Source organism: Methylobacterium indicum (assembly GCF_017347565.1).
GTDB classification, from domain to species: domain Bacteria; phylum Pseudomonadota; class Alphaproteobacteria; order Rhizobiales; family Beijerinckiaceae; genus Methylobacterium; species Methylobacterium indicum.
On the sequence record NZ_AP024145.1, the window covers coordinates 1544705 to 1570767 of the forward strand.

Annotated in this window: 21 protein-coding genes, 1 pseudogene and 1 riboswitch; of the genes and pseudogenes, 14 read left to right on the plus strand and 8 right to left on the minus strand. The window is 70.8% G+C overall.

The features are described 5' to 3' along the window. Positions 1 to 121 precede the first annotated feature (121 nt). Positions 122 to 730: a helix-hairpin-helix domain-containing protein gene (locus miv_RS07165; protein ID WP_048426270.1), complete on the plus strand. Its 609-nt coding sequence runs from the start codon at positions 122 to 124 to the stop codon at positions 728 to 730. A gap of 12 nt (positions 731 to 742) precedes the next feature. On the opposite strand, the gene miv_RS07170 is transcribed toward miv_RS07165, so the two are convergent. Continuing rightward, positions 743 to 1513, minus strand: a complete 771-nt coding sequence (locus tag miv_RS07170) for a potassium channel family protein (protein WP_207182032.1) — start codon at positions 1511 to 1513, stop codon at positions 743 to 745. Between the two features lie 392 nt (positions 1514 to 1905). Here miv_RS07170 and nhaA point away from each other — a divergent pair, with 392 nt between their 5' ends. Then, positions 1906 to 3114, plus strand: a complete 1209-nt coding sequence (nhaA, locus tag miv_RS07175; RefSeq protein ID WP_207182033.1) for a Na+/H+ antiporter NhaA — start codon at positions 1906 to 1908, stop codon at positions 3112 to 3114. 123 nt (positions 3115 to 3237) lie between these two features. On the opposite strand, the gene miv_RS07180 is transcribed toward nhaA, so the two are convergent. From miv_RS07180 to miv_RS07190, 3 genes are all read right to left on the minus strand, one after another. Beyond that, positions 3238 to 4524: a D-amino acid dehydrogenase gene (locus tag miv_RS07180; RefSeq protein WP_058620763.1), complete on the minus strand. Its 1287-nt coding sequence runs from the start codon at positions 4522 to 4524 to the stop codon at positions 3238 to 3240. Between the two features lie 126 nt (positions 4525 to 4650). Continuing rightward, positions 4651 to 4755, minus strand: a riboswitch (glycine riboswitch). 145 nt (positions 4756 to 4900) lie between these two features. Further along, the gene (locus miv_RS07185) at positions 4901 to 5863 is read right to left on the minus strand and encodes a CobW family GTP-binding protein (RefSeq protein WP_048426267.1); all 963 of its coding nucleotides are present in this window, start codon (positions 5861 to 5863) and stop codon (positions 4901 to 4903) included. Between the two features lie 74 nt (positions 5864 to 5937). After that, positions 5938 to 6741, minus strand: coding sequence for a creatininase family protein (locus miv_RS07190; RefSeq protein ID WP_207182035.1), 804 nt, complete (start codon positions 6739 to 6741; stop codon positions 5938 to 5940). Positions 6742 to 6951: 210 nt separating this feature from the next. Between miv_RS07190 and miv_RS07195 the strand changes: the two genes are divergently transcribed. The 5 genes and pseudogenes from miv_RS07195 (at position 6952) to miv_RS07220 (ending at position 12470) form a co-directional block, all read left to right on the plus strand. After that, positions 6952 to 7533 carry a MarR family winged helix-turn-helix transcriptional regulator gene (locus miv_RS07195; protein ID WP_207182037.1) on the plus strand — a complete coding sequence of 194 codons (582 nt, stop codon included), beginning with the start codon at positions 6952 to 6954 and terminating at the stop codon, positions 7531 to 7533. A gap of 222 nt (positions 7534 to 7755) precedes the next feature. Next, positions 7756 to 10833 (plus strand): PAS-domain containing protein, encoded by a 3078-nt coding sequence (locus miv_RS07200; RefSeq protein WP_207182042.1) that lies wholly within the window; start codon positions 7756 to 7758, stop codon positions 10831 to 10833. 106 nt (positions 10834 to 10939) lie between these two features. Beyond that, positions 10940 to 11626: an SDR family oxidoreductase gene (locus miv_RS07205; RefSeq protein ID WP_207182043.1), complete on the plus strand. Its 687-nt coding sequence runs from the start codon at positions 10940 to 10942 to the stop codon at positions 11624 to 11626. Between the two features lie 96 nt (positions 11627 to 11722). After that, positions 11723 to 12037, plus strand: a pseudogene (locus miv_RS33210) (type II toxin-antitoxin system MqsR family toxin). Beyond that, on the plus strand, positions 12030 to 12470 hold the full coding sequence (locus tag miv_RS07220) for a type II toxin-antitoxin system MqsA family antitoxin (protein ID WP_048428614.1): 441 nt from the start codon (positions 12030 to 12032) through the stop codon (positions 12468 to 12470). Before miv_RS33210 ends, miv_RS07220 begins: the two are co-directional and overlap by 8 nt. Before the next feature lie 61 nt (positions 12471 to 12531). On the opposite strand, the gene miv_RS07225 is transcribed toward miv_RS07220, so the two are convergent. Further along, the gene (locus tag miv_RS07225; protein ID WP_048428613.1) at positions 12532 to 13158 is read right to left on the minus strand and encodes a TetR/AcrR family transcriptional regulator; all 627 of its coding nucleotides are present in this window, start codon (positions 13156 to 13158) and stop codon (positions 12532 to 12534) included. 151 nt (positions 13159 to 13309) lie between these two features. Between miv_RS07225 and miv_RS07230 the strand changes: the two genes are divergently transcribed. The 3 genes from miv_RS07230 to miv_RS07240 all read left to right on the plus strand — a co-directional run bounded on the left by miv_RS07230 (position 13310) and on the right by miv_RS07240 (position 17890). After that, on the plus strand, positions 13310 to 14014 hold the full coding sequence (locus miv_RS07230; protein ID WP_207182046.1) for a PspA/IM30 family protein: 705 nt from the start codon (positions 13310 to 13312) through the stop codon (positions 14012 to 14014). A 40-nt stretch (positions 14015 to 14054) separates the two neighbouring features. Then, entirely contained in the window at positions 14055 to 14327 is a 273-nt protein-coding gene (locus tag miv_RS07235; protein ID WP_048428611.1) for a YiaA/YiaB family inner membrane protein, read from the plus strand. Between the two features lie 143 nt (positions 14328 to 14470). Further along, on the plus strand, positions 14471 to 17890 hold the full coding sequence (locus miv_RS07240) for an acyl-[ACP]--phospholipid O-acyltransferase (RefSeq protein WP_207182047.1): 3420 nt from the start codon (positions 14471 to 14473) through the stop codon (positions 17888 to 17890). Between the two features lie 32 nt (positions 17891 to 17922). Here miv_RS07240 and miv_RS07245 read toward each other — a convergent pair whose 3' ends face one another. From miv_RS07245 to miv_RS33215, 3 genes are all read right to left on the minus strand, one after another. Next, a complete protein-coding gene (locus miv_RS07245; protein WP_207182048.1) occupies positions 17923 to 18762 on the minus strand; it encodes a class I SAM-dependent methyltransferase in 840 nt (279 codons plus the stop codon). A 193-nt stretch (positions 18763 to 18955) separates the two neighbouring features. After that, positions 18956 to 20245: a UDP-N-acetylglucosamine 1-carboxyvinyltransferase gene (gene murA / locus miv_RS07250; protein ID WP_048428608.1), complete on the minus strand. Its 1290-nt coding sequence runs from the start codon at positions 20243 to 20245 to the stop codon at positions 18956 to 18958. A 108-nt stretch (positions 20246 to 20353) separates the two neighbouring features. Further along, the gene (locus miv_RS33215) at positions 20354 to 20536 is read right to left on the minus strand and encodes a hypothetical protein (RefSeq protein ID WP_048428607.1); all 183 of its coding nucleotides are present in this window, start codon (positions 20534 to 20536) and stop codon (positions 20354 to 20356) included. Positions 20537 to 20779: 243 nt separating this feature from the next. On the opposite strand from miv_RS33215, the gene hemA reads away from it, so the two are divergent. The 4 genes from hemA (at position 20780) to miv_RS07270 (ending at position 26047) form a co-directional block, all read left to right on the plus strand. After that, positions 20780 to 22063, plus strand: coding sequence for a 5-aminolevulinate synthase (hemA, locus tag miv_RS07255; RefSeq protein ID WP_207182049.1), 1284 nt, complete (start codon positions 20780 to 20782; stop codon positions 22061 to 22063). Between the two features lie 1161 nt (positions 22064 to 23224). Continuing rightward, on the plus strand, positions 23225 to 23749 hold the full coding sequence (locus miv_RS07260; protein WP_048428605.1) for a hypothetical protein: 525 nt from the start codon (positions 23225 to 23227) through the stop codon (positions 23747 to 23749). Beyond that, positions 23743 to 24369 carry a TadE/TadG family type IV pilus assembly protein gene (locus miv_RS07265; RefSeq protein ID WP_048428604.1) on the plus strand — a complete coding sequence of 209 codons (627 nt, stop codon included), beginning with the start codon at positions 23743 to 23745 and terminating at the stop codon, positions 24367 to 24369. The genes miv_RS07260 and miv_RS07265 overlap by 7 nt, the downstream gene beginning before the upstream one ends. Beyond that, positions 24353 to 26047, plus strand: coding sequence for a TadE/TadG family type IV pilus assembly protein (locus miv_RS07270; protein WP_207182051.1), 1695 nt, complete (start codon positions 24353 to 24355; stop codon positions 26045 to 26047). Before miv_RS07265 ends, miv_RS07270 begins: the two co-directional genes overlap by 17 nt. Positions 26048 to 26063: the final 16 nt, after the last annotated feature.

Genomic DNA, 26063 nt, shown 5'->3' on the forward strand with positions numbered 1-26063 from the left:
CGGAATACCGGCCGGGCGGGGGTCGCGCCGCCTCGCCTCGGCCATCACCTGCGATAGATTGTGACGCAAGGGTTCGCCGTCGGCGGCCCACCCACTCGTGCTCCGAGGATACCCGCCCGCGATGCTGACCGGTTCGGCCGTCACCCGCGCCCTCGTCATCGTCGTGCTGGCAGCCGGTCTCGCCGGCCTGTGGCAGTTCCTGATGCCGCGGGCGACCGGCCCCAACATCTCCGAGCCGCCCAAACGCGCGGAGACCGGCAAGAGCTCCACAGCGAGCCCCACGGCGAGCCGGACCGTGCCGCCGCCGACCAGCGAGAGCGGAGACCCGGTGCGCTCGGTCTATCCGGGCCCGCGCGCCGCCGAGCCGCCGGCGCCGCGCCAGCCCCCGGCGGCGGATCCGGCACCCGCTCCGGCACCTGCGCCGGTTCCCGTTCCGGTGCCGAGCGCCGCCCCGGCGACGGTGCCGGAGCCCACCCCTCCCCCGGTCTTCGGCCCGCCGGCCGTGCCACCGGTCGCGGCGAACGACGAGCCGGCCTCCGCTCCCGCCCCGGCCGGCGCCGTCGACCTCAACACCGCCAGCGTGGCGGAGCTGAACGGGCTGGGCGGCGGCATGATCGGCAAGGCGATCGTCGCCCGGCGGCCCTACACCTCGCCGGGCGATCTCCTGTCGAAGCGCGTCCTGAGCCGGGCGACCTACGAGAAGATCAAGGGCCAGGTGACGGTACGGTAGGAGCTCTCCGGATCAGTCGAGGCCCTCGTCGGGGATGTTCAGCGTGGTCCCGCAAGCCTTGCAGTGCACGGCATCCGGCTCGTGGCGCTGCAGCCCGCAGGTCGGACAGGGAAAGCGCACCTTGTAGGGCCGGAACACCACCTGGGCGAGGCGGAAGAACAGGGTCACGCCGCAGATCATCACGAAGACCGAGATCAACCGGCCCGACGGGCCCGGCAGGGTGATGTCGCCGTAGCCGGTGGTCGTCAGCGACGTGACCGTGAAGTAGAGCGCATCGACCGGGCTGCCGATCGCCGGATTGCTGCCGGCCTGCGTGACGTAGACCACGCCGGTCATCACGAACACGAACACCATCAGGTTGGTGGCGGTCAGGATGGCCTCTTCGTTGCGCCGGAAGACGGTGCTGTCCTGGCGCAGCCGGTCGAGCAGCTGGTAGGTGCGCAGGAGGCGAAGCGTGCGCAGGATGCGCAGGAAGCCGACGCCCTGCACGAACATCGGCGCGAGGAACGAGGCGATCGCCACCACGTCCGTCCAGGTGCTGAGGCGCAGGAACTCGCGCGCCGGCGCGCGGCTGATCGCCAGGCGGCCGGCGAAATCGGCCAGCACCCCGAGGCCGAGGACCACGTCGCAGGCGACGATCCAGGACGAGAGCGGCAGGAACGAGGTCACGATCACGAAGGCGATCGTCGCGATGTCGAAGGCGAGCAGGGCGTACCGGAAGCGATGCGCCCGATCGGTGTCGCCCTCGTAGAGGGCCTGCAGTCTGGCTTTCAGCGGAGTCATGGTTCCGATCGGTCGGACGGGCGCCGCCGCCCCATAGCGCATTCCGACCGCCGGCGCCCGTTGCGCACCGATCCGATCGATGGGATACGGGCGCCAAGGTGTGCGGTCCCGCAGCGGGACCTGCAGGATGTCTGCCGCTGGTCGGGCCGCCAGCGGGGAAGACCCGTGCCCATGCCTCATCCGACTTGGCCTTATTCGACCCGGCCCCATCCGACTTGGCCTCATGCGGCCGGGCAGCCTCCCCGGTCCCACCGGCGACATGGCCGTCGTCCTGCCCCCGGCGCAGGCGTCGTGATGCGGTCCATCGATCCGATCATCGCGGCAGACCCGACATGCCCGGCGGCGGGTCGGGTTTCGCCGACGCATCCTCCACATTTCGGCAAGGCGACGACATGAGCGTTCAGGCCCCCCTCCCGGTTCGCCGGCCGCTCTCGGCCCTGCGCAACATGCTGCACAACGAGGCCAGCGGCGGCCTGGTGTTGATGGCGAGCGCCGCGCTGGCCCTGGTGGTGGCGAACTCGCCTCTCTCCGGGAGCTACTTCGCGGTCCTCAAGACCGATCTCGGCCCGCTCTCGGTCCTGCACTGGATCAACGATGCCCTGATGGCGGTGTTCTTCCTGCTGGTCGGCCTGGAGATCAAGCGCGAGATGCTGGACGGGCGGTTGCGCACCTGGCCCGACCGCATCCTGCCCGGGATCGCCGCGCTCGGCGGCATGCTGATGCCGGCGCTGGTCTATGCCGCGGTCAACCGGCACTCGCCGGACACCCTGCGCGGCTGGGCGATCCCGGCGGCGACCGACATCGCCTTCGCCCTCGGGGTGCTGGCGCTGCTCGGTTCGCGCGTGCCGGTCTCGCTCAAGGTGTTCCTCACCGCCCTGGCGATCATCGACGACCTCGGGGCCGTCCTCATCATCGCGGCCTTCTACACCGCCGACCTGTCGCTGCCGATGCTCGGCGGCGCCGGCCTGACGCTCGCCATCCTCTACGGGATGAACAAGGCCGGCGTCGCACGTCTGTGGCCCTACCTGCTGCTCGGCGCGGTGCTGTGGGTGTTCGTCCTGAAGTCCGGCGTGCACGCGACCATCGCGGGCGTGCTGCTCGCGCTGACGATCCCGCTGCGGCTCAGCGTCGGCAAGCCGGACGACCCGACCTCGCCGCTGCACATCCTCGAGCACGCCATCCATCCGTGGTCGGCGTTCCTGATCCTGCCGATCTTCGGGTTCGCCAATGCGGGCGTGTCGCTGGCCGGGTTCAAGCCGGCCATGCTGCTCGATCCGGTGACGCTCGGGGTCGCGCTCGGCCTGTTCGTCGGCAAGCAGCTCGGCGTGTTCGGGTTCGTGCTGGCCCTGGTCCGGCTCGGCTGGGCCCAGCGGCCGGCGCACGCGACCTGGCTGCAGGTCTACGGCGTGGCGCTGCTGTGCGGCGTCGGCTTCACGATGAGCCTGTTCATCGGCCTGCTGGCCTTCGCCGCGAGCCCCGCGCTCGAAGCCGAGACCAAGATCGGCGTGCTGGTGGGTTCGCTCGCCTGCATGGCGGCCGGGGCGCTGGTGCTGCGCTTGGCGCCGCGCGCGCCGAAGCCGGCGGCGGCGCACGGGTCCTGATGCCGGGCCCGCGCGATCGTCGGGCCGTCGAACGACCGGACCCGCCGGTGAACCGGACGCTCGGCGCCGAGCATCCGGCCTCTCGCGAAGGCCCCCGATGCAGCGCACCGGGGGCCGCACCGGTCACGCCGCGAGCGGCGCCGGGATCTCGGTCTCGCGCTCGGTCACGAGGTCGGCGGCGATGCGGCCGGAGCCCGCCGCCATGGTCCAGCCCAGCGTGCCGTGGCCGGTATTGAGCACGAGGCCCCGGATCTGGGTGCGGCCGAGATAGGGCACGTTCGAGGGCGTGGTCGGGCGCAGGCCGCTCCAGGCGGTGGCGGCGGAAAAGTTGCCGGCATTCGGGAAGGTACGCCGCGCGTTCTCCAGGATCGCCGCGACCCGCGCCGCATCGAGGTGGCGGGTATAGCCCGAGAGTTCGGCGGTGCCGGCGACCCGCAGATGGGTGCCGAGGTTCGAGTAGACCAGCTTGTACTCGTCGTCGGTCAGGCTGACCTGCGGCGCGCCGTTATGGCCCTCGATCGGGATCGAGACCGAGTAGCCCTTGGCCGGGTAGATCGCGAGGTTGACGCCGTAGCGGCGCAGGAACGGCGCCGACCACGAGCCGAGCGAGACCACGACGTTGGGCGCGGTGAGCCGCTGGTGGCCGCCCGCCACCATCGCCTCGACGCCGGTGATCCGGTCGCCCGACGGGGAGAGCAAGAGGCGCGTCGCCTCCGAGCCGTACAGGAACGTCGCCCCCATCGCGGCGGTGCGGGCGGCGAGTGCCTGAGTGAAGGCGCGGGCGTCGCCGCTCTCGTCCTCGGCCGTGTAGGTGGCGCCGACCACGTCGTCGATGGCGTGGGCGAAGGCCGGCTCGAGCGCCAGCACCTCGTCGCGGCCGATCACCCGGCGCTCGCAGCCGTGCTGGCGCATCAGCTCGGCGACGGGCTTGGCGGCCTCGAACTCCTTGGCGTCGCGGTAGAAATGCAGGATGCCCAACGTCTTCTCGGCGTAGGCCAGGCTCTCGGCGGCGCGGATCTCCTGGAGCTTGGCGCGGCTATAGGCGCCGAGCCGCACGATCTCGACGGTGTTGCGGCGCGCCCGCTCGGGCGTGCAGTTGCGCAGGAAGCCGGCGATCCACGACCATTGGTGCCGGTCGAACCGGGGGGTGAAGAGCAGCGGCGCACGCGCATCGAAGAGCCACTTCATCACCTTGAGCGGCGCGCTCGGATTGGCCCAGGGCTCGGCGTGGCTCACCGAGATCTGGCCGCCATTGGCGTAGCTGGTCTCGAGGCCGGCGCCGCTCTGGCGGTCGATCACGCAGACCGACAGGCCGGCCTTGGCGGCCCAGTAGGCGGTGGCGGTGCCGACGACGCCGGCGCCGAGCACGATGAGATCGAAGGAGGTCTTTTGTCCCGACACGCGTTCCATCCTTCCCGCCTCGTCGAAGGCAGGTGGCAGGGGTTGGAACTCTGTTCGGGTGGCCTGAGAGATTCGCCGGGTTCACGACCCGGCTTGCTCCATCGGCGGGCGTCGTGGCGCCCTCTCCAGAGTGTCCTCTCGATCGCGGTCCTTTGACCTGAGAGCTTCGGCGCGCAGCACGGCTGGCACGCCTTTCCCCTTCGGTGCCGGCGCGAAGCCGGTCTCTCCCGCGACCATCAACGGACGGCCAAGCCTCTAACATGGCCGCCCGTCGGACAAAAGTGCAAAGAGTCGCGGAATCGCCAGGATCGGTCGCTCCCGCTCAAGCGGAGGCGACTGATCCACTCAGGCCAGGCGAGCGTCGCTCAGGCCCGGCAAGCCCCGCTCAGGCCCGGCAAGCCTCGAACCCCTTGCGGATCTGGTCCGGGTCGAGGTGGCGGCCGATGAAGACGACGCGGGACTCGCGCGGGTCGCCGGGCTTCCACTCGTCCTGCAGGTCGCCATCGAGGATCATGTGGACGCCCTGGAAGACGAAGCGGCGCGGCTCGTCGGGAAAGCTGACGATGCCCTTGCAGCGCAGGATGTCGGCGCCCTGGACCTGGGTCAGGTCGGAGATCCACGGCATGAACTTGTTGGGATCGACGGCGCCCGGCAGCCGGGCCGAGATAGACTGGATCTCCTCGGAATGGTGGTGATGGTGGCCTTCCTCGAGGAATTCCGGCTCGATCTCGACGATGCGGGCGAGGTCGAAGGCGTTGCGGCCGAGCACCTTGTCGAGGGCGATGGCGCAATGCTGGGTCCGGTGGATCTCCGCGGAGGCGTTGATGGCGCGGATCTGGCGCTCGACGGCGTCGAGGCCGGCCTCGTCGACGAGATCGGCCTTGTTGAGCAGGATCACGTCCGCGAAGGCGACCTGGTTCCTGGCCTCGGGGGCGTCCTTCAGGCGCTCGGACAGCCACTTGGCGTCCACCACCGTCACCACCGCGTCGAGGGTGGCGGCCTCGCCGACATCCTGGTCGACGAAGAAGGTCTGGGCCACCGGCGCCGGCTCGGCGAGGCCGGTGGTCTCGACGATGATGGCGTCGAACTTGCCCTTGCGCTTCATCAGCCCGTCCATGATGCGGATCAGGTCGCCGCGCACGGTGCAGCAGATGCAGCCGTTGTTCATCTCGAACACTTCCTCGTCGGCGCCGACCACGAGGTCGTTGTCGATGCCGATCTCGCCGAACTCGTTGACGATCACGGCGTAGCGCTTGCCGTGCGGCTCGGTGAGGATGCGGTTGAGGAGGGTGGTCTTGCCGGCGCCGAGGTAGCCGGTGAGCACCGTGACGGGAATCTTGTCGGACATGCGGGAGGCTTCTTCTGCAACCGGACGGGGCGCGGACGCCGCCGGGGCGTCGCACTGACCGGTGATATAGTGTGTCACCCGCCGCCGCGGGAGGCCGGATCGGGCGCGGGGAAGCGGGCGACGTCGCCCAGCAGCTCGACGAAGGCCCGGGCGCCGTGATCGAGCAGGGCCCGCCCCGCCTCCGCCGTGCCGAGGCGCGCGTCGCCGATGGCGCCCGCCGGGTTCAGGTCCTGCGCGTGCCAGGCGAAGGCCGCCGGGCGCCCGGCCCGCAGATGAGTGTAGCTGCGCGCGATCTCCCGCGTCGCCGGCACGAAGTCGCGGATCGCGGGCCGGCGCACGAGGTCGGGGCGCAACGCCAGCATCAGGGCGGTCTCGATGCCGCCGCCATGGATGCCGTGGCGCACCTCGTCCTCGGGAAACGAGTCCGGCGGCGTGCCGAAGCGGCTCCAGGCGGTGGTGACCGCCACCATCCCGTGCCGGCCGCGCAAGCCCAAGGCCACGAGGTCGACGAGCGCGCTGTTGCCGCCATGCGAGGAGACGATGACGAGCCGGCGGCAGCCCGCCCGCGCCACCCCGTCGCCGATCTCGCCCCAGGCCCTCAGCGCCGTCTCGGGGGTCAACGTCAGGGTGCCGGGAAAGTCCGCGTGCTCGGGCGACAGGCCGACGCTCTGCACCGGCAGCACCCGGACGTCGAGGTCGGCGGGGACGAGGTCCACGACCCGCGCGAGGTAGCCCTCGGCGATGACGACGTCGGTGGAGAGCGGCAGGTGCGGCCCGTGCTGCTCCACGGCCGCGACCGGCAGCACCGCCACGGCGGCCCGCAGCGCGCCCTCGCGGCATTCCTCGGTGGTCAGGTCGCCCCAGGGCCGGGCCGGCATGCGCGTCTCCTCCACATCTGTCCGTCACGTCTGTCGATCGCCGGCAACATAAGCCGCGGCGGGGCGGGCCGGAACCGGGGCCTCGTCATCCAGGCGTCACAGGCGGGCTGGCATGTGCGCGTCGGGGTGCCGTCGCGGCGCCCGGCCCGCCGTCCTTGCGCTCACGGTGCACGCGCGGCAGGATCCGTCTCGAAACAGGGGCTGAACGCCATGGCAGCGGGCGAGCAGGCAGTGGCCGTAGCCGTGGACACGCCGCGCCGGGCGTCCAAGCGCCTCCGGCCCCCCGGCGCCAAGAGCGTCGGCTGGGCCCTGATGCAGGCCGCGCGCCTCCATCGCGGCCGCATCGGCGACCGCCTGGCGGATCTCGATCTCTTCGCCGGCCAGGAGCAGGTGGTCCAGGCGCTCGCGGCGGCGGGCACCATGACCATGGGCGACCTCGCCGCCACCCTGCGGGTGCGCCCGCCCACCGCCTCGAAGACCATCACGCGGCTCGCCGCCATGGGGGTGGTCGAGCGCCGCACCGAGGCCGGGGACGGCCGCGTCGTCCGGGTCCGCCTGACCGAGGCCGGCCTGGCCAAGGCGAAGGCGATCGAGGGCATCTGGGACGACGTCGAGGCCGAGATGCTGGACGGCTTCGACGGCAAGGAGCGCCGGCGCCTGCGCAAGCTCCTGCGCCGCACCGCCCGCAACCTCGCCGAGGCCGCCGGCCTCGACGCGCACGAGTCCGACGGCGAGGCCGAGGACGACCTCGACGGTCTCGATGCCGGGGATTCGAGCCGGGACATGGACTGACGACGTCCTGGACCGGCGACGCCCTTGGGTGAGGACGCCCCGGACCGACATGCGCGGGCCGGCACCCGCTTCGCCGAACGGATTATCCCGCGGCGCGGCGCGGCCTATGTTGAATGATCCGGCGCTGCGGCGGGCGATCACCTTGCCAAGTCCGTCGTTTGTCAGTTTTCTGCCGTGGGGCGACCCGTTCGCGGCGGGCGCGACGGCGCCGGGCCGGAAACAGTGTCCGATCACGATCACAGGAGCGACCGCGCCACGCGGTCGCCGGGCTTTCGCGCCCGCCCCCTCTGGGCCCACGTCACGGCGCTGGCCGCCGCCCTGCTGGTGCCGGCGCTCATCATCATCGGGCTGATCGCCCAGCGCTGGGTCCAGGCCGAGCAGGCCCGGATGGAGGAGCGCACCGCGACCCTGAACGCCCACGCGGTCGAGCAGATCGACGGCTTCCTCGGCGGCCAGGTGGCGATGCTGCGGGCGCTCGCGACCTCGCCGGCCCTGGAGGCTGGCGACGACGCCCGGTTCGACCGCCAGGCGCGGGAGCTGGTGCGCCTGCCGGGGGTCGAGATCGTGCTGCGCGATCCCGACGGCCGCGAGCGGGTGAACACCCGGCTGCCCCGGGGCGCGACCCTGCCGGGCGGCCCCCTCGCCGACGACCGCACCGTGCAGGAGACCGGCGCGCCGACGATCTCGGGGCTCTTCGCCGAGGCCGGGTCGGGCCGGCCGGTCGTCGCCGTCACGGTGCCGGTCCGGCGCGACGGCGCGGTGACCCACCTTCTCACCGCCACGCTGCCCGCCGCGCTGTTCGGCGAGATCCTGCGGGCGGCGGGCGTGGCCGCCCCCTATTCGGGCTCGATCGCCGACCGGGCGGGCATCGTCATCGGCCGCTCGGTCGAGACCGACGCGGCGGCCGGCAAGCCCCTGCCGGGCTTCGACACCATCACGGAGACGACCGGGCAGTGGAAGGGCCGCAACCTGAGCGGCATTCCGGTCTTCGGCACCCATCATCGCTCGGTGCCGTCGGGCTGGGTGGTGACGATCGGCATCGCGCAGGCGGCCCTGCAGGCGCCGCTCGTCACCTCCGTCCTGGTGCTGGCGCCGGTGGTCCTCGGCCTCGGGCTGATCGCGCTCGTCGCCTCGCTGCTCGCCGGGCGCCGCATCCTGCTCGCCAAGGCGCTCCTCGCCAAGGCGGCGGACGACCTGCGCCGGGGCATCCCGCTGCGGACGCCGGTGACGCCGGTGCGGGAGGTGAACGAGGTCGGGGCGGTGCTGGCGGAGACCTCCGCCACCCTGCACCGGCAGGCCGACGCCCTGCGCGAGAGCAACGCCGACCTCGAGAACCGCATCGCCGCGCGCACCCGCGAGCTCGTCGCCAAGGAGGCGGTGCTCACCACCACCCTCGACGCGATGGACCAGGGCCTGATCATGGTCGATGCCCAGGGGACCGTGGCGGTGACGAACCGGCGCCTCGCCGAGCTCCTCGACCTCGACCCCGCCTTCCTGGCGACGCAGCCGTCGCGGGCGGAGATGCGGCGGGCGCTCGACGCGGCAGGGGAATATGCGGGGGTCGATCCGGCCTTCGGGCAGGCGATCGCGATGGGCGACCTCGCGGTGCTGGGCGAGCGCTACGAGCGCACGCGGCCGAACGGCACGATCCTCGAGGTCCACAACGCGCCCACCGCCGAGGGCGGGGTGCTGCGCACCATCACCGACATCACCGCCCGGCGGGCGGCCGAGGCGGCGTTGCGGCACAAGAAGGCGCTGCTCGACGCCACCCTCGCCAACATGGACCAGGGGGTGCTGCTGATCGACGCCGCGGGCATCGTCCAGCTCTGCAACGAGCGGGCGATCGACCTCCTCGGCCTGCCGCCCGAATACCGCCATTGCCGCCCGGCCTTCGCCGAGGTCGTGGCCCGGCAGGACGCCGCCGGGGAGTTCGGCGATGCACAGGCCGTCCGCGAGCCCTGGCTCGCGCTCACCGGCGACCACCTCGGCGCGCCGCCGGTCTACGAGCGCACGCGGCCGAACGGCACCGTGCTCGAGGTGCGCACCGTGCGCCTCGCCGAGGGCGGGGCGATCCGCACCTTCTCCGACGTGACCGAGCGCAAGCGGCGCGAGCTCGCCGTCCTGGAGGCCAACCGCGTCGCGGAGGCCGCGCGGCTCCAGGCCGAGGCCGCGAGCGCGGCCAAGACCGAGTTCCTGGCGACGATGTCCCACGAGATCCGCACGCCGCTCAACGGCGTGATCGGCTACGCCGACCTCCTGATGCGTGCCGGCACCCTGTCGCCGGCCCAGGCCCGCAGCGCCGAGCGGATCCAGGATGCCGGCCAGGCCCTGCTGACGGTCGTCAACGACGTCCTCGACTTCTCGAAGATCGAGGCGGGGCAGATCGACCTCGATCCCCAGCCCTTCGCGCCGGCCTCGCTGGCCGACAACGCCGTGGCGATCGTCGGCGGCGCCGCCGAGGCCAAGCGCCTGAGCCTCGCGGTGCGGGCCGAGCCCGGCCTCGCCCCGCGCCTCGTCGGCGATCCCGACCGGCTGCGCCAGGTCCTGCTCAACCTCCTCAACAACGCGATCAAGTTCACTCCGGCGGGCCACGTCACCCTGCTGCTGGCCACGACGCCCCTCGGCGACGGCCGCCACCTCCTCAGGGCCGCGATCCACGATACCGGGATCGGGATCCCGGCCGACCGGCTCGGCCGGCTCTTCCAGCGCTTCTCGCAAGTCGACGGCTCGATCCAGCGCCGCTTCGGCGGCACGGGCCTCGGCCTCGCGATCAGCCGGCGCCTGATCGAGACGATGGGCGGCGAGATCGGGGTCGAGAGCCGGCCCGGCGAAGGCTCGACCTTCTGGTTCAGCGTGCCGCTGGCGGAGGCCGTCGCGGAGGAGGCGACCCCGGCCCGCGGCGCCGCGATCCCGCTCGACCGGCCGGCCCGGGTGCTGCTCGTCGAGGACAGCCCGGTCAACCAGGACATCGCCCGGGCGATCCTGGAACGCCGCGGCCACCGGGTGACCGTGGTGGCGGACGGGGCCGAGGCGGTCTCCGCCGTGCAGGCCGGCGCCCACGACGTGGTGCTGATGGACGTGCAGATGCCCGGCATGGACGGCGTGACGGCGACGCGCCACATCCGCGACCTCGGCTCGCCGCTCGGCCGCCTGCCGATCGTCGCGCTCACCGCCAACGTGCTGCCGCAGCAGATCGCGCAGTTCCGCGCCGCCGGCATGGACGACCACGTCGGCAAGCCGTTCCGGCCGGACGAATTGTTGGCGACGGTGGAGCGCTGGAGCGCGGCCCGGGCGGCCTGACGCCGAGACCGTCCCTCCCCCGCCCCTCTCCCCTGATCCCTCCCTTGCCACGACGGCAGGGACCCTACTTCTCCCGCGAAAATCGGACCTTTCGCAGGAGACCGCCATGGCCAAGCAGGATCGCAGCGCATTGATCGTCGGGGCGTCCCGGGGCCTGGGACTGGGGCTGACCCGGGCCTTCCTCGCCCGCGGCTGGGCCGTCACCGCCACCGCCCGGGGCGAGGCGCCGGCGCTCGCCGCCCTCACCCCGGTCGCCCCGGCGATCCGGCAGGTCGACATCGACGACGACGCGGCCGTGGCGCGGCTGCGCGACGACCTCGAACGCGAGAGCTTCGACGTGGTGTTCGTGGTGGCGGGCATCGCCGACGGCGCCCACGTGCCGCTGCCGGAGGGCGACCGGGCGACGGCGCTCAAGGTCTACGAGACCAACGCGGTGAGCCCGATCCGCTTCGCCGAGGCCTTCGCCGGCCGGGTCGCCCCCGGCGGCCTGATGGTGCTGATGAGCTCGATCCTCGGCAGCGTCTCGCTCAACGAGGGCGGCACCTGGGAGAGCTACCGGGCGAGCAAGGCCGCCCTCAACACGCTGGCCCGCAGCTTCTCCGCCCGCCACGGCGACGCGCCCTTCGGCACGGTGCTGATGCATCCGGGCTGGGTGCGCACCGACATGGGCGGGCCGGAGGCCGACATCGACGTGGCGACGAGCGCGGACGGGATGGTGACGGTGGTGGAGGGGCGGCTCGGGCAGCGGGGCTGCGCGTACCTGGATTATCGGGGGGAGATGCTTCCTTGGTGACGGTCCCTGGTACGACCCCGCTCGTATCGGGACCGACCAGTCTCGCATGTCGCTCAAACAGACTGTCCATTGCACCATTATGGTGTACGATGGGGCATGTCAGAGAAGCGGAAGCCGACCTACGACCTCGACAGCTTCCAAGCCTGGGCGAAGAGCACCCGCTTCCGTGTAGCGGGATCGGCTGCTCGAACCGCTGCAGAGATTGGTTTCGGCGCAACCGACATGATCGACACCATCCAGACCATAAAGAGACGACACTTCGACAAGTCGGTGACATCGCACTAAAACTCTCGCGAGTGGCAAGACGTCTATCACGTTCCATCCGAAGTTGGTATGCTATATATCAAATTTAGATCTGATACTGTCACGGAGTTTTTATTACTGTCGTTCGAGGAAAAGAACGATGAATGAGACACCAGTCTGCCCTGTGACCGGCGAGCCGATGGTGCGCGATACACGTCCGTTCGTGGTTTCCTACAAGGGCCGCAAGCAGACGGTGTCCTTGCCGGGCTGGTACTGCGACGCCAGTGGCGAGAGCATTCACTCGCGTGACGATCTCAAGGCCACGGATCGCGCCTTGATGGCACTCAAGGCCGAGGCCGAAGGCCTTGCGACGCCAGGAGAAGTCGCACGCGTTCGCAAGAAGCTCGGCCTCTCGCAAGTGAAAGCCAGCGAGGTTCTCGGGGGCGGCCCTCGTTCCTTCCAGAAATACGAAAGCGGCGAGGTCACGCCCAGCCGAGCCATGACGAACCTCCTACGAGTCATGGAGCGTCATCCCGAGGAGATCCACCGGCTCGAAGCCGCCATATCGGTGAGAGGCGGATCGTCCTCACTCGGGGATTAGCATGGTGGCTTGATCGGATTCCCCCTGATCGCGGAGCGGGCTTTCGCCGGACGGATCGTGCTCATCCGCCCTCCGCCAGGCCCCGCCCCAGCGCCCCCACCACGATCTCGATCTGCCCGCGCAGCACCGGCTCGCTCAGCACCATCAGCTTCTCGTCGAGGCCGAGGCTGACGAGGCCGTGGGTGGCCGAGAACAGGGAGCGGGCGAGGAGCGCCCGCTCGCGGTCGCCGAGGCCGGGCCGCAGGACCTGCAGCGGCGTCTCGATGTAGCGGAACAGGCGCACCTGCTCGACGAGGTACCAGTCGGGCAGGGCATGCGTGATCCGGTGCTGGAACAAGGCGCGCCAGCGGGCCGGGTTCTCGGCGGCGAAATGCAGATAGGCCACCGCCAGCCGCACCAGGGTGTCGGCCGCCGCCGCCCGCTCGGCCGGGCTCGCCGCGCCCGTCGGCGGCGGCGCGATCGTCACCGCGGTGATCGCCCGCTCGAACAGGGCGAGGGTGCGCAGGTTCACGGTGAGGATCAGGGCGTCGAGGTCGGGAAACGCCGTGTAGATCGCGCCGAGGGCACAGCCGACCTCCTTCGCGAGATCGCGCGCCTTGAGCGCCGCCAGGCCCTCGGCCGCGATGGTGGCCTCCGCGGCGTCGATCAGCGCCGTGCGCAGCCGCTCCCGCCTGTCGTCGTTGCGCATCCTGTCTCCACCTCTCCCCGTGCGTTGTCGCACCTTCGTAACCCGTGCGTCTCCGCACATGCGTGAACGATGTTCAAATTTGCGCTTGAACAACGTTCACGGCTGTGGAAAGGTGCCTTCGTGAACAGCGTTCACGAACCCGGAGCCGACGATGCTCAACCTCTTCTCCACCCTCGTCCGGGGCGCCGCCGCCAGGGCCGCCGAGGACCTCCACGACCAGCACGCCTTCCTGATCCTGGAGCAGCAGCTGCGCGACGCGGCCGCCGCCCTCGACGACAGCCGCCGGGCGCTCGGGCGGGCCATCGCCCAGGAGGCCGTCGACGCCAAGCGGCAGACGGCGCTCTACGCCAGGATGGTCGATCTGGAGGCCAGCGCCGTCGCGGCGCTCGCCGGCGGGCGCGAGGACCTGGCGCGGGAGGCCGCCGAGGCCCTGGCCGAGATGGAGCAGGAGGCGCTCACCCTCGAGACGACCCGGGCGGCCTATGCGGCGGAGGTCGCCGCCCTGCGCCGCGCGGTGCGCAAGGGCACCCACCAGTTCGCCGAGCTGGAGCGCGGCCAGCGCATCGCCCGGGCGACGGAGGCGGTGCGCCGCCTGCGGGCCCGGCGCGGTCAGGGAACGGGGAGCCCGGCGGCGCTCGCCGAGGCGCAGGCCACCCTGCGGCGCCTGCGCGAGGCCCAGGCCGCGGACGCCGCCTCCGACGAGGCCATGGCGATCGTCGACGCGGCGGCGCCCGATTCCCTGTGCGAGCGCCTGGAGGAGGCCGGCTTCACCCCGCGCCCCCGGCCGAGCGCCGGCAGCGTGATGGAGCGCCTGCGCGCCAAGGCGCAGGCCAAGGCCCAGACGAACGCCGCCTGACCGCACCGAACCCGCATTCCCTGTCCGAGGAGACACCGTCATGACCCAGCAGACCACACCGCACACCTCCGCCTGGGTGGCGTTCACCTACGCCTCGTTCATCGGCGCCGCCACCATGGTGGCGGGCGGCATCCTGTTCCTGCCCCTCGACCTCTGGACCAAGGCCTACCTCGCCATGGGCGTGACGATGCTGGTCCAGTCCTGCATCACGATGGTCAAGACCGTGCGCGACGTCCACGAGGGCAAGCGCCTCGTCAACCGCATCGAGGATGCCCGGGCCGAGCGCCTGCTGATGGAGATGGGCAAGGAATAGCCGGTTTCCGCGCGGCGGCCCGACATCGGATCGCCGCAGACCCGGGCAACAAAGCCGATTAGGGTTTACCGGCTAAGCACTCTCCCGCCGCGGCCGGCGCCCGGCCTCCACGCACGACGCAACACCCAGCGAGGACCGCCCCGATGTCAGGATCGCTGATGGCCAGCCGGCGCTTCGCGCCCCTGTTCTGGTGCCAGTTCTTCTCCGCCTTCAACGACAACTTCCTCAAGAATGCCCTCGTGTTCCTGATCATGTTCGGGGCGGGCGGGGTCGGCGGCGGAGCGGATGGCGGCTCGGCAGCCCTGGTGACGCTGGCCGGCGCGGCCTTCATCGCGCCGTTCTTCTTCCTGTCCGGCCTCGGCGGCCAGCTCGCCGACCGCTACGACAAGGCCTACGTCGCCCGCCGCCTCAAGGCGGCGGAGATCCTGGCGGCGGGCGTCGCGGTCCTGGGCTTCTGGCTTTCCTCGGTGCCGATCCTGTTCGTGGCCCTCGTCCTGTTCGGGATCGTCGCGGCCCTGTTCGGGCCGATCAAGTACGGCATCCTGCCCGACCACCTGGCCCGCGCCGAATTGCCGGCCGGCAACGCGCTCATCGAGGCCGCCACCTTCCTCGCCATCCTCACCGGCACCATCGCGGGCGGGCTCGCGGTCACCCATGGCGGGGCGCACGCCTTCGGCCTCCTGGTGATGGGATTCGCCGGCCTGTGCTGGCTTGCCAGCCTCGCCATCCCGACGACCGGCGAGGCGGCGCCCAACCTCGAGGTCGACCGCAACGTGCTGCGCTCGACGGGCGGCCTGATGCGCGACCTCTACGAGGATACGCGGCTGTGGCGCACCGGGCTCATCACCAGCTGGTTCTGGCTCGTCGGCGCCGTGGTGCTCGCCCTGCTGCCGGCCCTGGTGAAGCGCACCTTCGGCGGCGACGAGACCGTGGTGACGGCGCTTCTCGCCCTGTTCTCGGTCGGCGTGGCGCTCGGCTCCGGCCTCGCCTCCTGGCTCTGCGCCGGCCGGATCGTGATGCTGCCGACGCCGATCGCGGCGCTGATCATGGGCCTCGTCTCCCTCGACCTCGCGCATGTGGCGGCGGCGAGCGTCCCGCCCCCCTCCCCCGTCGGCGCCCTCGACTTCCTGGGCTCCTGGCGCGGCATCCGCATCGCGGTCGACTTCGTGGTGCTGGCCGCCGCCGCCGGCCTGTTCATCGTGCCCTCCTTCGCCGCGCTCCAGGCCTGGACCCCGAAGGAGCGCCGCGCCCGCGTCATCGCCGCCTCGAACGTGCTCGCCGCCGCCTTCATCGTGCTCGGCGCCGTCAGCCTCGCGGTGCTGCAGAAGGCCGGGCTGTCCTCGGCCGGCCAGTTCCTGATCGTCGGCATCGCCAACCTCGTCGCCGGTGTCGCGGTCCTCGCCGTGCTGCCGACGAGCGGCTTTCGCGATTTCCTGTCGATCGTCTTCCGGGCCTTCTACCGGCTCGAGGTGCGCGGCCTCGAGAACATCGAGAAGGCGGGACCGAACGCCATCATCGCCCTCAACCACGTCAGCTTCCTGGATGCGGGCCTCGCCCTGTCCCTGACCGAGCGCGACCCGACCTTCGCCATCGACCACACCATCGCGCAGAAATGGTGGGTGAAGCCCTTCCTGTGGCTCACCCGGGCGCTGCCGCTCGACCCGACGAAGCCGATGGCGACGCGGACCCTCATCAACGCCGTCAAGGGCGGCGAGACGCTGATCATCTTCCCCGAAGGCCGGCTCACCGTCACCGGCAGCCTGATGAAGGTCTATGACGGCGCCGGCCTCATCGCCGACAAGTCCGGCGTGCCGGTCGTGCCGGTGAAGATCGAGGGGCCGGAGCAGACCGCCTTCTCGCGCCTCTCCCGCGCCCAGATGCGCCGGCGCTGGTGGCCGAAATTCACCGTGACGGTGCTGGAGCCGGTGCGGCTCGAGGTCGATGCAGGCCTCAAGGGCAAGGCCCGGCGCCAGGCCGCGGGCGCGGCGCTCTACGGCGTGATGTCGGACCTGATCTTCCGCACCGCGCCCATCGACCGCACGGTGTTCGACGCCGTGGTCGAGGCGGCGGAGCGCGAGGGCGGGGCCCGGGTCGCGGTCGAGGATCCGGTCACCGGCACGCTCACCTATCGCCGCCTGCTGATGGGCGCCCGGGTGCTGGGCGCCAAGCTCGGGCCGCTGGCGCCGCAGGGTCGCGCCATCGGCGTGATGCTGCCGAATGCCAACGCGGCGGCCGTCACCGTGCTTGGCGTGATGTCGGCCGGCCGGGTGCCGGCGATGATCAACTTCACGGCCGGCCCGGCGAACATCTTGAGCGCCTGCAAGGCCGCGGAGGTCGAGACCATCGTCACCTCCCGGGCCTTCGTGCAGAAGGGCCGCCTCGATGCGCTCCTGGAGACGCTGAGCCAGAGCCTGAAAATCGTCTACCTGGAGGACGTGCGGGGCCAGGTCGGCCGGCTCGACAAGCTGCGCGGATTCTTGAGCTGGCGGCAGGCGATCCACCCCCGCAAGCCCGAGGACCCGGCCGCGATCCTGTTCACCTCCGGCAGCGAGGGCACGCCGAAGGGCGTGGTGCTCTCCCACCGCAACATGCTGGCGAACGCCGCCCAGGCCCAGGCGCGGATCGATTTCGGCCGCACCGACAAGGTGTTCAACGTCCTGCCGGTGTTCCACTCCTTCGGGCTCACCGTCGGGCTGGTGCTGCCGCTGGTCTCGGGCGTGCCGGTCTACCTCTACCCCTCGCCGCTGCACTACCGGATCGTGCCCGAGCTGGTCTACGGCTCGAACTCCACCATCCTGTTCGGCACCGACACCTTCCTCGCCGGCTACGCCCGGGTCGCCCACGCCTACGACTTCCGCTCGCTGCGCTACATCCTGGCCGGGGCCGAGCCGGTGAAGCCGGCGACCCGCAAGACCTACGCGGAAAAATTCGGCCTGCGGATCCTGGAGGGCTACGGCGTCACCGAGACGGCGCCGGTGCTGGCGCTGAACACCCCGATGTTCAACCGCTTCGGCACGGTCGGGCGGATCATGCCCGGCATGGAGGCCCGTCTGGAGCCGGTGCCGGGCGTCACGGAGGGCGGGCGGCTGTTCGTGCGCGGCCCCAACGTGATGCTGGGCTACCTCAGGGCCGAGAAGCCCGGGGTGCTGGAGGCCCCGCCCGAGGGCTGGCACGACACCGGCGACATCGTGACGATCGACGCGGACGGCTTCGTCACCATCCGGGGCCGGGCCAAGCGCTTCGCCAAGGTCGGCGGCGAGATGATCTCGCTCGCCGCCGTCGAGGCGGTCGCCGCCGAACTCTATCCCGATGCGGCCAGCGCCGTCGCGGCTTTGCCCGATGCCCGCAAGGGCGAGCGCCTGGTGCTGGTGACCGAGAAGGCCGACGCGACCCGCGCCGCCTTCCAGGCCCGCGCCCGGGCGAGCGGCCTCAGCGAACTCGCGGTGCCGGCCGAGATCGTGACGGTCGACACGCTGCCCCAGCTCGGCTCCGGCAAGGTCGACTTCGCCGCCGTGACGCGCCTCGCCGCGGAGCGGACCAAGCCGGCGGAGGTGGCGGCCTGAGGGGCGGGGCGGATCCGATCCGCCCCTTCCGCTCATCCGCGCTTGCGATACACGAACACGTCCTGGTGCGCGTCGAGCTGCATCGGCCGGTACGAGACGAGTTCCAGTTCCGGCGCCGCCTCGGTCACCAGGCGCTCGACGGCGTCCCTGGCGAACCAGGTCAGGCCGTACTCGTCGGTGTAGTAGGGATATCGGGCGTAATAGTAGCCGGCCTGCGCCATGGCGGCGAGTACCGCCGGCTTGTCGAGCCAGTACTGCTCGTAGCGCTCCGCCGTCTCGGCCGAGCCCTGGCCGTGGATGGTGAACACCGCGACGCCGCCGGGCTTCAGGGCGCGGCCGACATCGCGCAGGTTCGAGACCACGAAGTCCCGCGGCAGATGGGTGTAGACCGAGAGCAGGTAGATGAGGTCGTAGGCCGCGTCGGGCTTCGCCGCGGCGCGCTCCATCACCGGCACCTGGCTCGCGCCGAACTCCGCCGCCGTGAAGCGGGCGCCCTCGTCGATCACGTCGCAGACCGCAAGGCGGTTGCCGGGCAGCCGGCGCGACAGCTCGCGCACGATGCGGCCGTAGCCGCAGCCGATCTCCAGCGCCCGGCCGACCGAGTCCCAGTCGCGCCCGGCCTCCTTCAGCGCCGTCTCCAGGATGTCGACGAACTGGCGCGCGCCGGTCACGTAGCTCGCCACCCGGTCGGGGGCGGTCGAGGTCAGCATGAAGTCGTTGTAGTGGGCCCGCCCGATGCCGGCGACCGGCCGGGCGCCAAGACGCGAGCCGAGCGCGAAGCGGGCCTTGCGTCCGGCGGCGTAGAGGGCCGGCGAGCGCTTGATGACGTTCAGCATCCCGGGCGGGATCAGCTTGGTCGAGAGGGACGGCACGGGTTCGCTCCGGTTGCACCGCTCCCGCCCGCAATCGACCGAGAGTGGCAGCACGATGCCGGGCCCCGGCCGCCCGGACAACGATTGACGCCGCTCAAGCCTAATAGAGACTTGATCCCGGCGGAGTCATCCGCCGGGACGCCCGATCGGATCCGTTGTTAGGTCCAATCGCCCGTTCGTCCGGACGTGGACGTTAGACCCGCTCGCGCCGGATCTCGGCGCCGCAGCGCACGAGCTTGGCCTCCAGCGCCTCGAAGCCGCGATCGAGGTGGTAGACCCGGTTGATCTGGGTCTCGCCCTCGGCGGCCAGTCCCGCGATCACCAGCGAGACCGAGGCGCGCAGGTCGGTCGCCATCACGGGCGCGCCCTTGAGGCGCTCGACGCCCTCGACCACCGCGACGTCGCCCTCGAGCCGGATCTTCGCGCCGAGGCGGGCGAGCTCCTGGACGTGCATGAAGCGGTTCTCGAAGATCGTCTCGCGGATGCGCGACTGGCCCTTGGCCTTGGTCATCAGGGCCATGAACTGGGCCTGGAGGTCGGTCGGGAAGCCCGGGAACGGATCGGTGGTGATATCCACCGCCGCGATGCCGTGGCCGTTGCGGCGCACCCGGATGCCGTGATCGAGCGGCGTGACCTCGGTGCCGGTGGTGGCCAGGATGTCGAGCGCGCTGTGCAGGAGGTCGGCCCGGGTGTTCTCGAGCGTCACGTCGCCGCCGGTCATCGCCACCGCCATGGCGTAGGTGCCGGTCTCGATCCGGTCGGGCAGCACCGCGTGGCGGGCGCCCGAGAGGCGCGAGACGCCCTCGATCTCGATGCGGGGCGTACCGGCGCCCTCGATCCGCGCGCCCATCCGGGTCAGGCAGGCGGCGAGATCGACCACCTCCGGCTCGCGGGCGGCGTTCTCGATCACGGTCGTGCCGTGCGCCAGCACCGCCGCCATCAGGGCGACGTGGGTGCCGCCGACCGTGACCTTCGGGAATTTGATCTCGCCGCCGCGCAAGCCGTTCTTGGTGCGCGCCACCGCGTAGCCGCCGTCGATCTCGATCGTGGCGCCGAGCGTCTCCAGCGCCATCAGCAGGAGATCGACCGGGCGCGTGCCGATGGCGCAGCCGCCCGGCAGCGACACCCGGGCCTCGCCGAAGCGGGCGAGCAGCGGCGCGATCACCCAGAAGCTCGCCCGCATGGTCGAGACGAGGTCGTAGGGCGCCGTGGTGTCGATGACGTTCGAGGCGGTGAGCCGGATGGTCTGGCCGGCCTCGGTGGTCTGGCCCGGGCGCTTGCCCACCACCATGTGGTCGACGCCGTGGTTGCCGAGGATGCGCAGCAGCGAGGCGACGTCGGCGAGCCGGGGCACGTTCGACAGTTCCAGCGTCTCGCCGGTGAGCAGGCTGGCGATCATCAGCGGCAGGGCCGCGTTCTTGGCCCCCGAGATCGGGATGATGCCGTGAAGCGGCTTGCCGCCGACGATGTGAATGCGATCCATGGTGACAACGTCCCTCGCGCCTCTTGCGGCGCGTCCGGCGCGCGAGGCGCGCCCCTGATCCAAAACCCGGTTATTGCACCGCAGCGATGAAACCGCCACGCTTGCGCGTCAACGCCGATCCCCGGCGGTTCGATCCGTCCCCGGCGGGGCCGCCGAATCCTCCGGCTCCGCCTCGGCGGCCTCCCGGCCCCGCGCCTGGGCCTTCCGGCGCTTCAGGTTGTCCCGCAAGGCCGCCTTCAGGCGCTGCTCCCGGGTTCCGTCGCCCGGCCTGCCGTCTTCCCGCCCGCTCATCGCGCGCGACCCTTCGTCGCCATGACCAAATTCCAGCTTCCGTGCCCGTGCGGGAGGCGGCAGAACGCTCCCCCTCGCCCTCGACTTTTTCAAAAGACAAAAGCCGTCGCATTTGAGCGAGATCAAGGCGCGACCAGCGGCGGATCGGCGATCCCGGTCCCTTGCCGCGCGGACGGGCCCCTTCCCGGGGCCTCGCCCGGTCCCGCCCCGGACACCCGTCCGGCCAGACCGCGAAGGACCACGATGCCCGAGACCCGGCACGAGACCCGCCCCGACACCGCTCAGGGCGCGACCGATTACCAGGCCCTCTTCCGCGGCGCCCTGGAGCGCCTGCACGGCGAGCGCCGCTACCGCGTCTTCGCCGATATCGAGCGCATCAACGGCCGCTTTCCCGCCGCGCAGTGGCGCCGCCCCGACGCCTCCACCCGCGAGATCACCGTGTGGTGCTCGAACGACTATCTCGGCATGGGCCAGCACCCGGCGGTGGTGAGCGCCCTGACCGAGACCGCGCAGCGCTGCGGCGTCGGCGCCGGCGGCACCCGCAACATCGCCGGCAACAACTCGCCGCTCGTCGATCTGGAGCGCGAGCTGGCCGACCTGCACGGCAAGGAGGCGGGCCTCGTCTTCACCTCCGGCTACGTCTCGAACCAGGCCGGCATCTCGACGATCGCCAAGCTGATCCCAAACTGCCTGATCCTGTCGGACGCCTTCAACCACAACTCGATGATCGAGGGCGTGCGGCAATCGGGCTGCGACAAGCAGATCTTTCGCCACAACGATCTCGCCCACCTCGAAGAGCTGCTGATCGCGGCCGGCGACCGGCCGAAGCTGATCGCCTTCGAGAGCGTCTACTCGATGGACGGCGACGTGGCGCCGATCGGCAGGATCTGCGACCTCGCAGACCGTTACGGCGCCATGACCTATCTCGACGAGGTCCACGCGGTCGGACTCTACGGCCCCCGCGGCGCCGGCATCGCCGAGCGCGACCGGGTGATGCACCGGGTCGACGTGATCGAGGGCACGCTCGCCAAGGGCTTCGGCTGCGTCGGCGGCTACATCACCGGCTCGGCGGCGCTGTGCGACGCGGTGCGCAGCCACGCCGCCGGCTTCATCTTCACGACCGCCCTCCCCCCGGCGATCGCGGCGGCCGCCATCGCGTCGATCCGCCATCTCAAGCAGTCCGGCAGCGAGCGCGAGGCGCACCAGCGCCAGGCCGCCCGCACCAAGGCCGCCCTGCTCGATGCCGGCCTGCCGGTGCTCGCCACCGACACCCACATCGTCCCGGTGATGGTCGGCGATGCGGAACTGTGCAAGGCGGCGGCCGACCGGCTGCTCGAGCGCCACGGCATCTACATCCAGCCGATCAACTATCCCACCGTGCCCCGCGGCACCGAGCGCCTGCGCATCACCCCCTCGCCGTTCCACGGCGAGGCGCATATCGCGGCCCTGACGGAAGCCCTGGTGGAGGTGTGGGACGCGCTGAACCTGCCGCGGGCCGGGACGGTGTTCGTCGAGGCGGCGGAGTAGGTCGAGCCGGACCGTTCCGGCAGGATCGCGCCGGGGGGACGATCGTCCGCCCGGCCGCCACGCGGGGGTCTCCGTCCGCGCTTGTCGACGATACCGGATCGACGGGCCGATCCGGCAACGACGGCGCGTCGAAGCGCGACGCGCTCAATCAGGCTTCCGCGGGCGCGCGGCCGCTTCGGTCGGCGGGTCTCCCGCCGCCGCGGCGCGTCGGTAGGCCGTCGGGGATGACCCGGCGGCACCGTTCGGGCGAATCCGCACCGCGCGGGATGAACGGCCGGACGCGTCCCATCCACCGACGATCTCGCGACCGGTCATTCCCGATCCCCCCTGGCCCTTCGCAAGCCCGTCGGCCGCCGCTGCAACGAGGGATCCGCGGATGCGTGCGAGTGGCGCACGACCCAGCCTTGCTGGACATGCGGATCCGGGCGCACGGGAAGCGCAGGTGGACAGGCGGCCGAGCCGGGCAGAGGTTTCGTCATCCGCCGCTCGCCCGATCCCGAGAGTAAGGGCGGGCCCACAATGCGATCTTCCATGAAAATTAGACTTTGATTTGAATGTTATCCTATCTTCATATCTCATCGCGAGACGTGCATTCCACATATAATTTTTCTCCAATCAAAAATGCGCGCAAACATCGTCTTTAATGACGTAACGCCATAAGAGGTATTCAGAGCAATCAAATGTTGTCGGATCGCGCGCCTATTGGAGCAAATCCTGAATATTGTTGCGTCGTCTCCACATCGAACTCAACATAAACGATCGCATACCGGAACCATTCAACCATTCATCCGCCATAATATCGAACTTGAGCGCCGTGTTTCGTACAAACGTTTGGTGTTGGATTGCGCGATCGATTTGTTAATGATTGCAAATTATCGACACGTTTATCGTTTGATTCAGAATCGCGGCCAATGGTACCCCCACGAGGATTTTGACGCCGAGTCGAGTCAGACAGACATCGCGGCCTGCCGCGGTGAAGACCGCCTCTCGTCTTCAGGCAGCGTTCGCAACGACGGGCAATTGGTCCGCATGACGCAACACGCGATCACACCACGCTGCGCGGGCCGCCCCTCGGGAGGGGGCCGAACGGGTTCGGCCCGGAGGCGGCTTCGCCACTTCGCGGCGGACGAGCGCGGCAGCGCGGCGGTCGAGTTCGCCCTCGTGGCCCTGCCCTTCCTCGGCCTCGTCGGGGCGATCATCCAGGTCGCGTTCCAGATCTGGGCGGCCCAGAACTTCGATCGCTCGGTCCAGAACGGCGTCAGGACGGTCCTGACCGGCGAGTTCCAGCTCGCCAATGCGGGGAAGACCGACGCGGCGACGCTGCTTTCCAATCTCAGGGCGCAGGTCTGCGGATCGGCGTCGGCCAACGTCGTGACGGTCTTCGACTGCCGCAAGGTGCGGATCGAGGTGGCGACGGCGAGCGCCTTCGCGAATGCCACGCCGGTCCAGCCGCTCGATACCGGCGCCGGCACCTGGAGCACCAGCTTCGGCACCAACTACGCCTGCGCCAAGCCCGGCACCATCATCGTCGTCACGGCGGCCGTCCCGATCCCGACCTTCTTCAACCTGCTCGGGCTGGCCACCCGGCAATTCACCAGCGGCGACGACAACGGAGCGAGCTTGCTGACCTCCACGGCCGTGCTCCGCACCGAGCCGTATCAAGTGACCGGGGCGGGCGCGTGCTGAGACCCACCTTCCTGCGCGACCGGCGCGGCACCGCCACGCTGGAATTCGCCCTGCTGCTGCCCCTGATGCTGGCCCTGCTCGCCGGCATGTCGGAATTCTCCCGCGCCTTCGACAACTGGCGCAAGCTCACGCTGCTCGCCCGGACGGTCGCCGACCTCGTGTCGCAGGGCGATGCGCAGAACCCGTTCAGCGCGAGCGCGATGGCCGACATCCTCGCCGTCGCCCCGCGGGTGCTGCGCCCGTTCGACGCCTCCGGCGTGCAGATCGCCGTGAGCGCCCTGGGCGTCGACACCACCAAGCTTCAGAACGGGCCGCAGGTCTGCTCGGCCGCGGCGTCCGGGACCACGGCGCGCGCGCTCGGGCCCGCCAAGGACCTCGCGGTGCCGCCCGGCTACCAGACCCAGGGCATGCGCTACGTCCTCGTCGAGGTGAAGGGCACCTACGCTCCGATGATCGGCGGCGCCCTGGTCAAGCTCGTCAGCGGCGTCAGCAGCGAGATCACGCTCTCCGCCAGCGTCCCTTGGCCGGTTCGAGGCGGCCAGACCTATGGCACGAACACCTTCACGGAGGTCATCCTGCCCGGCTCGAACCCGAAGGCCTGCGATGGCTCCGCGCCCTGACCCGGCGGCGCGGCGGCGCGCCGGGCACCCCGCACGCCGCTTTGCCGGCGATCGCGGGGGCAACATCACGATCCTGTTCGCCTTCCTCCTGCTGCCGATGCTGATCTTCGGCGGCGCGGCGGTCGATTACGGCGCGGCGATGCGGATGGAGACCAAGCTGCAGGCCGCGACCGACGCGACCTCGCTCCTCCTGTGCCAGACGCCGCTGAGCACGACGAATGCCGATCTCGACGCCCTCGCCCGCACGACCCTGACCGGGCAGATGGGGGCGGACGGCCTCGTGGTCGAGCCGCTCGCGATCACCAGCAACCCGCGCCAGATCACGCTGACGGCCCGCAAGCTCTCGACCCTCTTCTTCGGCCGGATCACCGGCACGCAGAGCATCAACCCGGTCGCCCGGGCGCAATGCGCCACGCCGATACCGCGCACCTTCGAGATCGCCCTCGTCCTCGACAATACCGGCTCGATGAACAGCTCCGGCAACGACGGCGTCTCGAAGATCTCGTCGCTCCGCTCGGCCGCCCGGAAATTCGTCACCTACGTGCTCAACAACAAGAGCTTCTCCACGAACACCAAGATCGCGATCGTCCCGTTCTCCTCAGCGGTCGCGGTCGATGCCGCCGCGTACCGGAATGCCGCCTGGGTCGATACGAAGGGCAAGTCGCCCTATCACTGGACGAACTTCTCGGGGACCGCCGACGCCGGGTTCAAGAGCCGGTTCGACCTGTTCGCGAAGCTGCAGGGCGTGGTGCCGAGCTGGGCGTGGGCCGGCTGCTTCGAGTCGCTGCCCTACCCGCAGAACGTGAGCGACATGGCGACGAACGGCGACGCCTCGCTCTACATGCCCTACATCGCGCCGGACGAGGGCGGCGCGGGAACGCAGGCCGGCTACCTGGCGTATTCGTTCGGCAGCTACAGCCTCAACAGCTACATCGACGACGACGACGGGACGACCAGCGGAACCTGCGCCAAGCTGACGAGCAGCGACACCTACGCCACGGCGCAGCGCCGCGCCTGCAAGTACCAGTCTCCCCGCAACGCGCGGAGCGGCACGATCAGCGACGGGGTGGCGCTCGGGCCGAATTTCGGCTGCAGCACGCAGCCGCTGCAGCGGCTGACGCGCGACAGCAGCGTTCTTACGGGCATCATCGACAACATGGTCGCCGGCGGCAGCACCAACATCCACGAGGGGCTGATGTGGGGCTGGCGCACCATCTCGCCCAAGAGTGTCTTCGCCGACGGCGCCGCCTACAACAATCAGGCAGTCAGCAAGATCATCGTGCTGATGACCGACGGCGCGAACACGTGGACGGATAACCCCTATTCCTACAACAAATCGCTGATCTCCTCGAACGGGTACTTCATCAACGGGGATGGCAGCGATCCCGATCTTCACTTCCCGACGTCCTACCAGAACGTGTCGAGCGGGACGCAGGCGCGCAACGCCCTCGACGAGCTGACGCGGCAGGGCTGCGCGAATGCCAGGACGGCCAGCGTGACGATCTACACGATCGGCTTCAGCGTCTCGTCGGATCCGATCGACGCGCAGGGCGTCGGCCTGCTCAAGGACTGCGCCGGCTCGGCGAGCCAGTACTTCCAGGCCAACGATGCAGGCAGCCTCATCGGCGCCTTCAACGCCATCGCGGCGAGCATCGGCAAGCTGCGGCTGACGCGGTAGCGCCGCCGATCGGCGG